Raw genomic sequence first — 15,306 nt, 5'->3', positions numbered from 1 at the left:
ATGATCCTGACACATTGGAAGCGTATAATTTCGACCGGTATAAGTTTCAGACTGAAATGTATTTCCCGGAACTGCCAACCAACTGTTACACTTTCGATAAAGAATCTTACACAATCCCTGCCGGAGAGTTCAAGACTACAGCACGTATACATATAGATTTAAACCAAATTGAAAATATCTATGAGAATTATGTACTGCCTATCAAAATATCTTCTTCTACAGGAGAGCTGATAGGTCCGGGCAAGTACAGTAAACTCCTGGCCAACATCAAGTTTACGAACAAATTCAGCGGAACATACTCCGGTAATGGCAAAATGACAATCGAAGCAACAGGGCAAAACACAGCTACAGGTGCCGCCATATTGTATGCTATATCACAAAATTCTTGCTTCATGTATGCCGGAAATGTAACTTCCGAAACCGATCCGGCAACTTATAAAAAGTACATTTTGAATGTATCCTTCAATGAAAATGAAAAGATCACTATAACAGATCCAAGTGGTAAACTGGGACTGGAACCAGTCAAAGCTACCATTACCAGAAAGTATGAGAATCACGCTACAGATACCCGTTATTATATAGAGACCAGTATATTGGATCTGCAGTATAAATATAAAAACCCGTTAGACAACCGTAAACTGGTTTTTGAAGGCACACACACACTGATAAGAAATGTGTTGAGAAGTGAGTATCCAAACGTTGTAGTAGATAAAGAATAATTTAATTCTAATATCATTAAAAAAAGAAGAATGAAAATACAACTGAAACTAACATTACTAAGTTGTCTGCTGGCTGTCCCAATGATTACTCAGGCCGATTCAAAAGATGGCATCTACCACAAAGGTTGGATTGACTTCAACAAGAACGGTCGGATGGATGTATATGAAGATCCGTCAGCACCCATTGAAGCACGCGTCAAAGACCTGCTAAGCCAAATGAACATGGATGAGAAAACTTGCCAGATGGCCACTCTCTATGGCTCCGGGCGTGTACTTGCCGATGCATTACCTACTGATAAATGGAAATCGGAAATATGGAAAGACGGTATTGGTAATATAGATGAGGAACATAACGGATTGGGGAAATTCGGCTCAGAGTACGCATTTCCGTATGCCAAACACGTAAAAGCCAAACACGATATCCAACGATGGTTTGTAGAGGAAACCCGGTTGGGAATACCGGTAGACTTCACAAATGAAGGTATCCGTGGAGTTTGTCACGAAAAAGCCACTTTCTTCCCTGCCCAATGTGGTCAGGGAAGCACCTGGAACAAAGAATTGATTGCTCGTATTGGTGAGGTGGAAGCAACGGAAGCTACTGTCCTGGGATATACCAATATATATTCGCCCATTCTGGACGTAGCACAAGATCCCCGTTGGGGACGAGCAGTAGAATGCTACGGGGAAGATCCTTATCTGGTAGGTCAGTTAGGTAAACAGATGATTGAGAGTTTGCAGAAACATAGATTGGTAGCTACTCCCAAGCACTTTGCCGTATACAGTATCCCCGTAGGGGGACGTGATGGTGGTACTCGTACCGATCCGCACGTAGCCCCACGTGAAATGCGCACACTCTATCTCGAACCTTTCCGGGTAGCTTTTCAAGAGGCAGGAGCATTAGGAGTGATGAGTTCTTACAATGATTACGACGGTGAGCCAATCACAGGCAGCCACCGGTTTCTTACCGAGATATTACGTCACGAATGGGGATTCAAAGGATACGTTGTTTCCGACAGTGATGCGGTGGAATTCATTTCCGGCAAACATAATGTAGCCGAGAATGCCGAAGAAGCCGTTGTGCAATCAGTCAATGCGGGTTTAAATGTTCGCACCAATTTCAGTTCTCCTGCAGGCTTTATCAAACCTTTGCGAAGTGCTATCGGGAAGGGTAAAGTATCCCAGGCTACCATCGACCAACGTGTAAGCGAAATTCTATATGTCAAGTTCTGGTTAGGTTTATTCGATAATCCTTACCGAGGAGACGGCAAACTGGCGGAGAAGGTAGTACATAGTAAAGAACACCAGACTGTATCACTCGAAGCGGCCCGTCAATCTATTGTACTTTTAAAAAATCAGGATAACTTATTGCCTCTTCAGAAAACATTGAAATCTGTTGCGGTGATCGGTCCCAACGCAGATGAGCAGAAAGAGCTTATCTGCCGTTACGGACCTGCCAATGCTCCTATCAAGACTGTTTATAAAGGAATTAAGGAAGCTTTGCCAGGAGCTAAGGTCATCTATAAAAAAGGATGTGAGATTGTAGATCCGAATTTCCCGGAAAGTGAAGTTCTTCCTTTTGATATAACACCGAAAGAACAACAGATGATGGATGAGGCTATTGCCGCAGCAAAGAAAGCTGAAGTGGTGATCATGGTACTGGGAGGCAGCGAAGTAACGGTACGTGAAGAACGGTCCCGTACCAGCCTTAACTTGCCAGGTAGACAGGAAGAACTGTTGAAAGCCATATGCCAATTGGGCAAACCGGTTATATTGGTCATGATCGACGGTCGTGCTTCCAGCATTAATTATGCAAAGAAATATGTACCCGCTATCCTTCATGCCTGGTTCCCGGGGGAATTTTGTGGTCAGGCAGTTGCAGAAACTATTTTTGGAGATAACAATCCGGGAGGCAGGTTATCCGTAACTTTTCCGAAATCAGTGGGACAAATACCTTTTGCTTTCCCTTTCAAACCGGGTTCGGATAGCGGTTGCGGAACATCGGTGACCGGTGCGTTATTCCCATTCGGACATGGGCTGAGCTACACGACTTTCGGATACAGTAACCTCAAGATATCCCCAGAACAACAGGGAGTATTGGGAGACGTGAAAGTGAGTTGTACGGTGAAGAATACAGGAAAAAGAGCCGGTGACGAAGTTGTGCAACTTTATCTAAGAGACGAAGTCAGCAGTGTGACAACGTATGTGAAAGTACTCAGAGGATTCGAGCGTATAACGTTGCAACCGGGTGAGGAGAAAGAAATAACATTCACGTTACGTCCGCAAGATCTCGCTATCTGGGATAAGAACATGAAGTTTCAGGTAGAGCCCGGAACGTTTAAAGTAATGGTCGGTGCCTCTTCAAAGGATATCAAACTGGAAGGTAAGTTCAAAATCAATAGGTAAATCAATATAATAAACAAAGAAACAATCTGAAACACATGAAGAAAAGAATCATTCTTTTAGCTTTACTTCTGGCTGTGACCGGACTTAATCCGGCGCACGCTCAAAAGAAGTATAAAGCGTATATCGTGTCGAATGCCCATCTGGATACTCAATGGAACTGGGATGTACAGACTACCATCAACGAATATCTCAGACACACATTGGTACGCAACTTCTATTTATTCAAACACTACCCTAATTATGTATTTAATTTCGAAGGAGGGGTAAAGTATAATTGGATCAAGGAATATTATCCTATGGAATATGAGTTGGTGAAAAAGTATATTAAAGAAGGACGTTGGCACGTATCCGGCAGCTCGTGGGACGCAAACGACACGAATATACCGTCACCGGAATCATTCTTCCGCAATATCCTGTTAGGACAACAATTCTATAAAAAAGAATTTGGTCTCAAATCCACCGATATCTTCTTACCTGACTGTTTCGGATTCAGTTATACATTGCCAACAGTTGCAGCTCATTGCGGTCTCATCGGTTTCTCCACGCAAAAACTGCAATGGAGACACAATAACATGCACGGCAAGTCTAAGATGCCATTTAACATAGGATTATGGCAAGGTGTAGACGGTTCGCGCATCATGGCAGCCTTGAACGGAAAGAATTATGTCCACGAATGGGATGGAGGAGACATCAGTAAAGATAATGACCTGAAAAATACGGCTAAAAGTAGTACCAACCATACAATTTACCGTTACTATGGCACAGGTGATCGTGGTGGTTCCGCCAATATCAATTCGGCTATCTCCATTGAAAAAGGAGTCAAAGGAGAAGGAGAAGTTGAAATCATCAGCGCTACTTCCGACCAATTATACAAGGACTATCTACCTTTCGACAAGCATCCCGAACTCCCCGTATATGACGGAGAATTGCTAATGGATATACATGCCACAGGATGTTATACCTCGCAAGCCGCTATGAAACTCTATAACCGCCGTAACGAACAGTTAGGTGACGCGGCAGAAAAAGTATCTGTAATGGCAGACTACATTGACGGAATAACATATCCCGCAAATACGTTAACAGACGCATGGCGCAGATTTATCTGGCATCAATTCCACGATGATCTTACAGGGACCAGTCTGCCGAAAGCTTATACATACTCATGGAACGACGAGTTAATTTCACAAACACAATTTAATGATATCATTCGTACGGGAGTAGGCTCGCTAGCTTCGTGTATGGATACAAGAGTAAAAGGAAACGCTATTATCGTTTATAATGCAATGGCAGCACAACGAAAAGAGCTGGCAGAAGCCTATATTGACTCCCCGAAGAAACCTGCGGGAGTACAAGTGTTCGACGCTAACGGAAAAGAAGTTCTTGCACAACTCGTCGATTGGAAAGACGGGAAAGCACACATTGCTTTCAGTGCTTCCTTGGCCCCTCTCAGCTGTTCTGTTTACGATGTCCGTTTTGGAAAGAAGAGCAAACGTTCTTCATTGAAAGCAACTCAGAATACATTGGAAAACAGCGTCTACAAACTGACTCTGAACGCTAATGGCGACATTACTTCGATTATAGATAAACGTACTGATCAACAATTAGTTGAACCGGGTAAAGCATTCCGACTGGCACTCTTTTTGGAAAATGAATCAACAGAATGGCCAGCGTGGGAAATTCAAAAGAAAGTCATTGACAAACCGGGAACCGAAATTTCCGGAGAGGCGAAAATCAGTATTGCAGAACAAGGACCATCATATGCAGCTCTTCGCGTAGAACGCAGCTACAACACTTCCAAATTCGTACAATACATTCGCATAAGCGAAGGAGCAAATGATGAACGTATTGATATCATCAACGAAGTAGATTGGTCTACAAAAGATGCTGTGTTGAAAGCAGAGTTCCCTATGAACATAAGAAATCAGGAAGCTGTTTACGATCTGGGTATTGGAACGGTAAAACGTAAAAATAATACCAATACTGCTTATGAAGTATATGCCCAGCAGTGGGCAGATATTACTGCTCCCGATAACAGTTATGGGGTAGCCATCCTTAATGACTGTAAATATGGATGGGACAAACCGAATGACAATACATTACGTCTTACTTTATTCCATGCTCCTACCAGCAAAGACAGATATAAATATCAGGAACAGCAGGATTTCGGGCACCATACGTTTACTTATTCTATCGTAGGCCATCAGAATGAACCGTTACAAGCGGGTATCAGCCATTTGGCAGAATCATTGAACAGCCGCCTAGCTGTATTTAATACCCCGAAGCACAAAGGTGCACTAGGACGCGAATATTCTTTCGCAAAAGTGAATACACCGCAAGTAGTAATCCGTTCACTAAAAAAAGGTGAGGAAAGCGATATGTACATGATCCGCTTTTATGAAATGCAAGGGAAAACGGCACAAAACGTAGAAGTAACTTTCCCCGCCACTATTGAATCAGCTTATGAAACAAATGGTATCGAGGAGAAGATAGGCAAAGCCACCATCCACGACAATAAACTCTGTTTCAATATGGCTTCCTACCAACCAAGAACATTCGCTGTCCGCCTGAAGAAAGGAAATGTGAAAGCAACTCCTATACAGAATATTCCTATCCAATTAGCATTTAACAGTAAGGCTTTCACACCTGAGAACTTCGGCTATACGGTTTCTTTTGATAAGAAAGGAAACAGTTTTGCCGCTGAATTGATCGGTAATCAAGTGACTTGTGACAATATTCCTTTCAATATTGGTAAGCACGAAACTAAAAATGTTCTCAAATGTAAAGGAGACACTATTCAATTACCTAAAGAGGCCGCAGGAAAGAAACTCTATATTCTGGCTACTTCGACTGACAAAGATCGTCAGGCGACATTCATTGTCGGCGACCAATCGTATGAATTCGAGGTCCCTTATTATTCAGGGTTCTATGGACAATGGGGGCACAAGGGAATAAGCGACGGTTATATCCGCAATGCCACACCTGCATACATTGGTTCACACCGTCATACAGAGAAAGGCAATGATACTTACATCTATACATATATGTATAAGTTTGGCATCGAACTTCCAAAAGAAGCCCAAACTCTCATACTCCCAAAGGATGATAATATCGCTGTATTTGCCATTACATTGTCTGACAATTATTTGGATGATGTTAGTGCCGCCAATGAAATGCGCGCATTACCATTAGAAACTAAAAAATAAAGAAACTAAACTTTTGCAAGTGGCTTTTTAGGTATAAACAGACCTGCTTCCAGAGTATTAATAAACAATCTGTAGGCTATTAATAGTCTACTTAATTAGCTATTAATACCCTACAAACAAGTAATCAATAGCCCTCCGAAGCCTCAGAAAAGCACTTGCAAAAGTTGAATTATAAAGTGAAAATAACTTTCCAAACCTCTCAATCATGAAAACCAAGCTACCATTAACATTCATTTGTTTACTTCTCTCTATTACACTATCTGCTTACAATGGCAGACACGGTTGGCCTATACAGAAAGCACCTCAAAAGATCATCATATGTAATAGGCAAAATCTTAACCAAGCAGAAAGTATGCTTCTGGAATCTTTGTCCGGTTTATGCGGACAAGCAGTTAATAATGGCAGGTTTAATGAAATGGTTTGGATTGAATTTAATAATACCTCATATGATGCAATTCTAAAAAGTTCACTAACAAGCCTGAATATAACTCAACCTACCCGTATGAATGTATGGGAACTATTACACTATCTAAAGAAGAAAAAGATTGTAAAAGGATATGTACTTTATAAAACTGACACCTCGAAAGGGGACAACTATTCACGAAGGGAAGGAATCAATTACTCCTCCAATGTAGCAACTGTATATGCGGGACTTTTACAAGGCATACTCGTAGACGAAACTTTAGAGGAACGAATCAAGGAAACCGGATTAAAACAACTGAAAGACGTACGCAACGAATCACCGGAAACATGTTTCGCCCAATGCAAAGATCAGCTAAACAGAAATTCCGCTCTAAGTATCGACCCTAAAGTCAGTAATTGCCGCGACATTGCTATCGCCCAAAAACTGATGCTGTATTATGACACCGGACATTTTTCAGAACAAATCTTAGAATGGGTAACTCCATTGTCACCTATATTAGGTTGGAATTGTGGAAATGAAGATGAATATACAGGAGCTATTACTCGCTGGGGACATTACAACACAGCCTCCAACTGGTGTCACAATCTTCTTGTAATCATGGCTGCTTCTGATAAAATGGAACCTTTACCCATACATGAAAAAAGTATTAATGAAATAAACCTCAAAGATTCTTCTGCTTTTCATTCGTTTGTCATCAGCGATGGAGATAATATGCAATGGACCATGGGAGAATTCCTCGACAGTCCTGTATATTATGGAAACAAAGATAAGAACCGTTCTCCTGTATCATGGACACTCTGCCCGGTGAATCTGTCAATAATCAGTATTTCTACCTGGAACCGCTTTGTGTCGATGAAGAAAGATAACTCAAGTGTGATTGAATATGGCGGTGGGTATCAGTATCCTGATGAATTTGCCAAGAACCGTCCCAATCGTGTAGAACTTCTTACCGAATTCGCCCGACGTATAAACTGGCACTTCCAAAAATTGAATATTAAAATATTCGGATTCATTTGCAAAGACGTTTTCAGTAAAGAAGCACGTCAGGCCTATGAAATCTATGCCAGGGAGATAGAAGGGATGACAGGAATGATAGCTATCCAATACAATCCTTATAATATGGGTGGTGACATCGTTTGGGTGAAGAACAAAGAGAACATCGAGATTCCGATAGTAACCGCCAAATTCTCTATCTGGTCGGGGTTATTCCATAATCCGTTATGCGGAGGTCCGGATTATGTAGCTTCCCTAATCAACCGGGATGCAGCAAAAGCAGCAAAGCAGAAAGAGAAAAAAAATCCATTATCATGGACCATCATACATGCTTGGTCGGATTTTAGTAATACTGCAAATGCCACTGACTTACCCATCAAAGGATATAATGCAAGTAAGGCTTCCAATCATTTATTGTCTCCTCAGGTGAAAAATGTGTCTATGAATGAATTACTGTGGCGGATACGTGCCCGCCACTAGAAAACTAAATAACGTGAAGAATTCTCTGATGAGTATAGCACATAAAATACTGCTTAGAAAAAGAGCCTCGATTAAGACAGTCAATAACGAATTGAAGAATATTGTACAGATTGAGTATTCCAGGCAGGATTCGCTCAATATCCTCATTTCCAATTTATTGGAGAGTATATCGGCATATTGTTTCTTTGAAAAGAAACCCGCCATTGAACTTAATTTTTCCAATGATGGGCAACTACTATTTTTTGAGTTTATATCGAACTCACGTTAAATTATTTAAGAGATTTATATTTTAAGAGCAAATACCGAAATTTCACTTAGTCCCAAGTCTGTTAAGCGAATACCCTTCATGCTTTTCTTCACACAAACTGCACTTACTATAGTAACAGCATGTACAACTAAAAAAACTGTTCTCCTCATAATTGATAGAATTTAATTTTTTCATTGACAAAATGAAACTAGCGCAAGCTTAACCTATCAAATAAAATTCATGTTAATCAGTTGTTTATTTTAAGAAGATGAAAACCTCAAGTTTTCATTTGTTATGCATCAGAAAAATGAAAGGTATTTAACTAGATTATAAGGTATTAGCATCCTGATTCTCAGGTATTAATAATCAACGTGGCAAATATATATGCCCAGCACGGTGGAGCTATATACTCACCACGCTGGGCATATATGGACACGACTAATAAATAGGTTGTTACTCTTCTACCAGAATTTCTAATTCTGCTACAGCAGCCCGTTTATCGTCTTTAGAGCAAGCTGACAAAGCCTGAAGTTTCACGTACTTTACAGAACGCGGAGTAAACTCAACTTTCTGTGTATCTTTAGAGTCGGTAAAAGTACCTGAAGCAACTGCTTTCCCCCACTCTTTTCCGTCACGACTCACATATATTTCATATTTGGCTATCCGTCCTTCCGATGAATCCTGGCGAGGCGTATATTTAATACCTTTTACCTTCATCTCCTTAGACAGGTGCATTTGTATTTCATGAGGATAAGGAGCCAGATAGAACTGGTTGTGGACCGTATGCCAATAAGTATTGATATTGCCGTCAGCAGCCAATTTCATACTATCGTCTGCATCGCTATCTACATATATTACCCGCTGCTTGCTTCCGGTTACTCCTGACAGGTTTTTAGTAACATTAACATTTAATTCGGCAGCCGAAGCCCAGTTTCTGCCAAACAATTCGGATAAAGCAATCAACTTGAAATAACGTGCAACAATAGGCTTCTCCAATCGTACAATTTGTGACGAAGAAGAGTTCTCAAAAGCACCTTTGATCTTATTCTCCCAAGTCTTACCATCTGTACTGAAATAAAGTTCATAGTCCTTGATACGACCATTCTCTGAATTGCGTGGCTGATAAATGAATTGATCTATCTCGAGCAAGGAAGCCATATCTACAATGATCTCATGCGGATGCTTGGCTTCATTTTCACTCCAACGGGTATGCCAGATCGTATTCGGATCTCCATCAATTGCATTTTTCGCTTCTTCTCCCTTGTTTTCACTGCTGACAGAAACAATCTTCCAGCCAGAGCGATCCACATAAATCGGAAATTCAGCAGATGTAACCATACTTTTGCCCAGATTCTCTGAAACGGCATACGCTTGTACCTTACCACCGGAGATTAATTCGATAGCTCCTGTATATTCCTTATACTTTTCTCCGTTCAGGCTATAATAAATCTTAGCTCCCGGTGTACTTGTCTTCAGATTCAGGTAACCATCATTGCCCCGCTCAATCAGAACAGGCATAGACACCGGCATCCGTACACGTGCTTTTTTAGCCAATTCGTCTTTTAAATAACTTCTTTCCAAAGGCAACATCATAAAGCTGAATACAGTTGGCTGAGAGAAAAGTTCATACTTTCTCATCGGGCCGGGACCGCAACTGGCATTACCCAACGGACGGGTTGCTGCATCCAAACAAAGAATTGTTTCTTTTCTTACAGGCACTTCATACCGATGATACAGCTTTCTAAGATCGTTAGGATCAACCATATCTTGCGCTCTTACATGCAAAGCAGTAGCCGACATCTTATCTCCGGCAACAAATACAAAACCTACTCCATTCGGATTCGTTATAGAAATCCAACGTACATCTTCATGATTACCCATTTCCTGTGATCTGATATAATTCAACCACTTGTTGGATACCTGATCATCATAGATACCTACATAAGAAGCATCCTTACGGTCTACATAATTTTCAAATGGGCCACAACCAAACCAACGCATCCGTTCGAAGCCTTCCGGCAATTCCAAACGATAACCCACACGAGGAATGGTTTCTCCATTCATGGCAGGAATAATCGTACTATTCACCAGAATAGAACCATCCGCAGCTACAGTATACTCAATCGTTGTCTGGAAATCAAAGCCTGATTTACCTTTATAGATATTCTTTATTGCCAGAATCACCTTACCGTCTTCTTGACGCATTTCCCACTGACCAGGCTCTAAAGACATATTATACAGTCCTTTGCGTTGCCAGTCTCCATCTACTTGTTTATCATTATCCGTAGGTGCACGGAAAACGTTCAGTTCCAGCCCTTTGCTTATCAAAGGCACCCCATCCAATACATAAGAAGATACGGTTCCTTCTTCTTTTGAGAAAGTAGCTTCGAAACGTTCACCTTTTACGAGATAACCTTTTTCTGTCTCCGTACAACTGATTGCCCCATTTCCTGCCTTGAAAACAGGTTTCTCACTATCCGCTATTTTTATTTGTTCGGACGCCACTTCATATCCTGCTTTTTCCCAGTCGGTATCTTTCTTCTGACAGAAACTGAACTTAATGAAGTATTCGGCTCCGGGAACTTTCGTTAAGACCGGATCAGCAATAGTAATAACTTTGCTTCCTTGTGCATCTAACTGCAACTCTTCCAGATTTCCCGATGAAAGGACTTTACCATCTTCCATTATTTCATACCTTCCATATAAATCATCCAGACCTGTATGGAATCTTTTATTGGTAATTTTATACTTACCATCTCCCAAAGCCTCAACTTTCACCGGTTGATGTATCTTTTTAACTTCCAAAGCTTTCGGTGCATAAGTACGGTCGGAGAATATAACACCGTTCGTACAGAAATTACCGTCATTAGGTTTGTCACCGAAATCGCCACCAACAGCCATATAATAACCGGTACCATCAGGAGTAGGTACTTTGATACTCTGATCTACCCAGTCCCAGATAAAGCCACCAATCAAAGCCGGATAACGTTCGTATGTCTCCCAATACTCTCTGAAATTACCCATCGAATTACCCATTGCATGAGCATATTCACAAACTACATGAGGTTTCACAGCCTCACCCTTCTGTGATTTTTCCAAACGCTCTTTTCCTACATTCTCCAGCCATTCTACACTGGGATACATATTACTGGTCACATCACAGAAAGAACTATTTCCTTCATAATGAGTAGGACGTGTTTTATCCAACTTCTTAACAGCTTCTTCTGCTGACTTAAAGTTGATACCGTTACCGGACTCATTTCCCAAAGACCACATCATAACAGAAGGATGATTTCTGTAACGTCTCACCATATTCTCACTACGCTCTGTAAAAGACTTCTTCCAAGAAGGTTCATGAGATAAAGCCATCAAACCATGACATTCCACGTTTGCTTCTGCAAGCACATAAATACCATATCTGTCACACAAATCATAGAAATAAGGATTGTTCGGATAATGAGAAGTACGTACGGCATTTACATTGAAGGATTTCATTAACTGCACATCTTTCTCCATCTCTTCCTTAGAAACAGTACGTCCGTTTTCAGAACTATGGTCATGTCTATCAACTCCCTTAAACAAAGTTGTTTTACCGTTGATCAACATCTGACCATCACTAGTAAATTCTATTTTGCGGAAGCCTACCTTCACATTACGAATATCCGTTGTTTTACCTTTCCGGATCAAAGAGATAGCTAAGTTATACAGATTAGGAGTTTCAGCCGTCCATTTCAACGGATTCATCACCTCAAATTCAATATGATTGGTTCCGATTTGAGCACGTGTAGTCTGCTTGGCAATTTCTTTTCCATTCAGATCCATCAGTTTAACCTGAATCTCATCATTACTCTTCTTGCCAGTAATTTCTACGTCCAGATTAACAATGGCATTTTTAAATTCTTTGTCCAGATCGGTTGTGAAAAAGAAGTCTCTGATCTGGGTCTTCGGTGCTGACCACAAAAAGACATCTCTAAAGATGCCACTAAAACGCCAGAAGTCCTGACACTCCAAGAAACTACCATCTGTAAAACGATAAACCTCAACAGCAAGTATATTTTTACCATTCTTCAAATAAGGAGTCAAATTAAACTCTGCAGGCAGATAGCTGTCTTCCGAATAGCCGACTTTCTTGCCATTCACCCAGATATAGAATCCAGCTTCTACCCCATTAAAACGGATGAAAATATCACGTCCCTTCCAAGAATCCGGTAAGGTAAACTCCCGACGATAACTACCAACCGGATTAGGCATGGTAGCAAATGTATAATCAGAAGGACGAGGTTGAATAACGTTAGGCCACTCTACCTTACGCCAATCACAGAAAGGATAGATAACATTACAATACAGCGGTTTGTCCCATTTTTTATTGTGACGTATCGCTTCGATCTGCCAAGGGGCAGGTACTTTGATATCATCCCACCCGCTAACATCATACTCCGACCGGTAAAAATCCTGTGGTCTGTCTTTAGGATCGGCTACCCAATGGAATTTCCATGTGCCGTTCAATGTTTTGTAATAAGGAGATTCTTCAATGGTTAAATCCATCGCTTGTTGTTCGTTAGCAAAAGGAATAGCTATCTGACAAGCCACCTCTTTATTCACTCCCGACACATACTCATTGTTCCATTCCGGCTTATCGGTATTCTGTGCTACAACAGATAAAGGCAAAGTCAGAAATGCAATCAATGCACTGTTCATGATTTGTCGTTTCATAAAATTGATTGGTTATTTAGTTTTAATGTTTCTCCATGGTTCATGTTTTCCAGAGTTTCATTCGCTTACAAATGTAGTGTTTTTTTTCGGCTTTAATAATGAATTTATAATATTTATGATATATACGCTTTAAAATATAACCGGTTTATTGCTATAATGAACAGATAATGTCCTTATTTGAATAGTTTATTTCTTTTTCTCCTTTATTAATTCTTAACTTTGTAATCAACTAACATCTTTAAATATTACAAAAAACAAAATTTACTAAACATGAGAAAAGCACATCTTATTCTAGTTGGCTTACTACTTTCTTTTGTAGCTAAAGCAACCAATGATATTCCCCGATCGGAATATCCGCGCCCACAGTTCGAAAGAAGTACTTGGGTTAATTTAAACGGAACCTGGACATATGAGCTCGATTCCGACAATACAGGGAACAAGCGCAACCTGCCAACGTCAAAGAGCCTCAGCGGTACAATTACTGTCCCTTTCTGCCCGGAAAGTAAGCTATCGGGGGTTAACCACACGGATTTTATAAAAAGAATATGGTATCAACGATCTCTGACCATACCGACAGATTGGGAGAACAAGAAGATTTTACTCCATTTCGGTGCTGTTGATTATGTTGCAGAAATCTATCTGGATGGACGTATGGTCGGTTTCCATTATGGTGGAAGTACCCCATTTTCAATAGACTTAACTCAGATAACCAAACCAGGACAAACCTATAATCTTGTGGTAGCTGCGTCCGACAATCCAAGGTCAGGACTTCAGGCATGTGGCAAACAATCTCTGGAAAAATCTTCTTTTGCATGTTTTTACACCCGCGTTACCGGTATCTGGCAGACTGTATGGATGGAAGCTGTCTCTACCTATGGATTGGAATCAGCAATCACTTCTCCAAACATCGACAATAAACAATTGACAATCACTCCACAATTCTATCAAATATCCGATGGTCAGACACTGGAAGTTACGTTATATGACGGTCAGAGAAAAGTCGCTCAACAAATATCCCAATGTGCTAATGGTAGCGATCTGACTCTACCTATAAAAAAAATGAAACTTTGGAGTCCCGAAACTCCTCATTTGTACGGTATCACCTACCGTATAAAAGATGCTAAAGGACAGGTTATCGACGAAGTAAAATCATACGTAGGCATGCGCAAAGTTCACACAGCTAACGGACAATTTTACTTAAACAATGAGCCTTATTTCCAGCGTTTGGTTATGAATCAAGGATATTATCCCGACGGAATTTGGACTGCGCCCACCGACGAGGCCCTAAAAAATGATATTCTATTAGGTAAAGCCGCCGGCTTTAATGGTGCACGTCTACACCAAAAGATTTTCGAAGAACGATTCCATTATTGGGCAGACAAACTTGGATTTATCACTTGGGTAGAATCTCCTAACGGCGGAATGGATCCTAATAACGAGGTTGCATCACGGAATTTCCTCAGTGAATGGGCGGAAATCCTTGAACGGGATCGGAATCACCCTTCCATAATCACCTGGTCTCCCTTCACTCTATTTAGTAGAATTACACCTACATTCATACGACTAATATTTGATACACAAAAGATAACTAAAGCCATTGATCCTAGCCGACCATTCAATGATCTTACAAGTTTCCACTGCGTTACTGATATCTGGAGTATCATGAACTATGAGTCAGACGTAACGCGCTTCGCATTAAAACTGAAACCGGATAAAAATAAAGCAGAATATACCAATCAGCCCCTTTTCATTGGTGAATTTGGTGGTCTTGTTTGGGAAACATCAGAAAGCGCCAAAGGTACATGGGGGCATGGAGGTATGTTTACCAACGAAGATGATATCTATGAGTGTCTGGAAAAGCTAGTCGATGCAATTCAGACTTCTGGAAATATTACCGGATTTTGTTACACTCAGCTTACTGATATCGAACAGGAAAAGAATGGTATCTACAACTATAATCGTGAACCCAAACTAAACGTTGAACGAGTCAAATCTATCTTTGAAAAAATCCCAAGTAGACCGACAAAGAAAAAATAAACCTAACTCATTCCTAGCATACAAATGAACCCGGCAACATAATCCTATTCGGATCTTTGTTGCCGAGTTGATAATTTTAGAAATTAA

General features: G+C 40.7%; 6 protein-coding genes and 1 pseudogene. 6 read left to right on the top strand and 1 reads right to left on the bottom strand.

Annotated elements, in window-relative coordinates; genetic code table 11:
• The 5 genes and pseudogenes from EJF25_RS23010 to EJF25_RS22990 form a co-directional block, all read left to right on the top strand.
• Positions 1-719, top strand: a 719-nt coding sequence (locus tag EJF25_RS23010; RefSeq protein WP_125043015.1) for a BT_3044 domain-containing protein, incomplete at its 5' end; no start/stop codon positions are given.
• An 81-nt stretch (positions 720-800) separates the two neighbouring features.
• A complete protein-coding gene (locus tag EJF25_RS23005) occupies positions 801-3,122 on the top strand; it encodes a glycoside hydrolase family 3 N-terminal domain-containing protein (protein ID WP_125039902.1) in 2,322 nt (773 codons plus the stop codon).
• A 35-nt stretch (positions 3,123-3,157) separates the two neighbouring features.
• Complete coding sequence (locus tag EJF25_RS23000) at positions 3,158-6,325, top strand: alpha-mannosidase (protein WP_125039626.1); 3,168 nt, start codon at positions 3,158-3,160, stop codon at positions 6,323-6,325.
• A gap of 205 nt (positions 6,326-6,530) precedes the next feature.
• A complete protein-coding gene (locus EJF25_RS22995; protein ID WP_125039627.1) occupies positions 6,531-8,222 on the top strand; it encodes a GxGYxYP domain-containing protein in 1,692 nt (563 codons plus the stop codon).
• Between the two features lies 1 nt (position 8,223).
• Positions 8,224-8,490, top strand: a pseudogene (locus EJF25_RS22990) (transposase); the annotation flags it as partial.
• 432 nt (positions 8,491-8,922) lie between these two features.
• Here the strand turns inward: EJF25_RS22990 and EJF25_RS22985 are convergent.
• Positions 8,923-13,182 (bottom strand): glycoside hydrolase family 2 TIM barrel-domain containing protein, encoded by a 4,260-nt coding sequence (locus tag EJF25_RS22985; protein WP_125039629.1) that lies wholly within the window; start codon positions 13,180-13,182, stop codon positions 8,923-8,925.
• Positions 13,183-13,452: 270 nt separating this feature from the next.
• Here EJF25_RS22985 and EJF25_RS22980 point away from each other — a divergent pair, with 270 nt between their 5' ends.
• Positions 13,453-15,219 carry a glycoside hydrolase family 2 protein gene (locus EJF25_RS22980; protein WP_125039630.1) on the top strand — a complete coding sequence of 589 codons (1,767 nt, stop codon included), beginning with the start codon at positions 13,453-13,455 and terminating at the stop codon, positions 15,217-15,219.
• Positions 15,220-15,306 lie beyond the last annotated feature (87 nt).

The organism is Bacteroides faecalis, assembly GCF_003865075.1.
Classification (GTDB): Bacteria; Bacteroidota; Bacteroidia; order Bacteroidales; family Bacteroidaceae; genus Bacteroides; species Bacteroides faecalis.
Note: the sequence above shows the minus strand (reverse complement) of the source record. Positions and strands in the feature narration are given on the sequence as shown.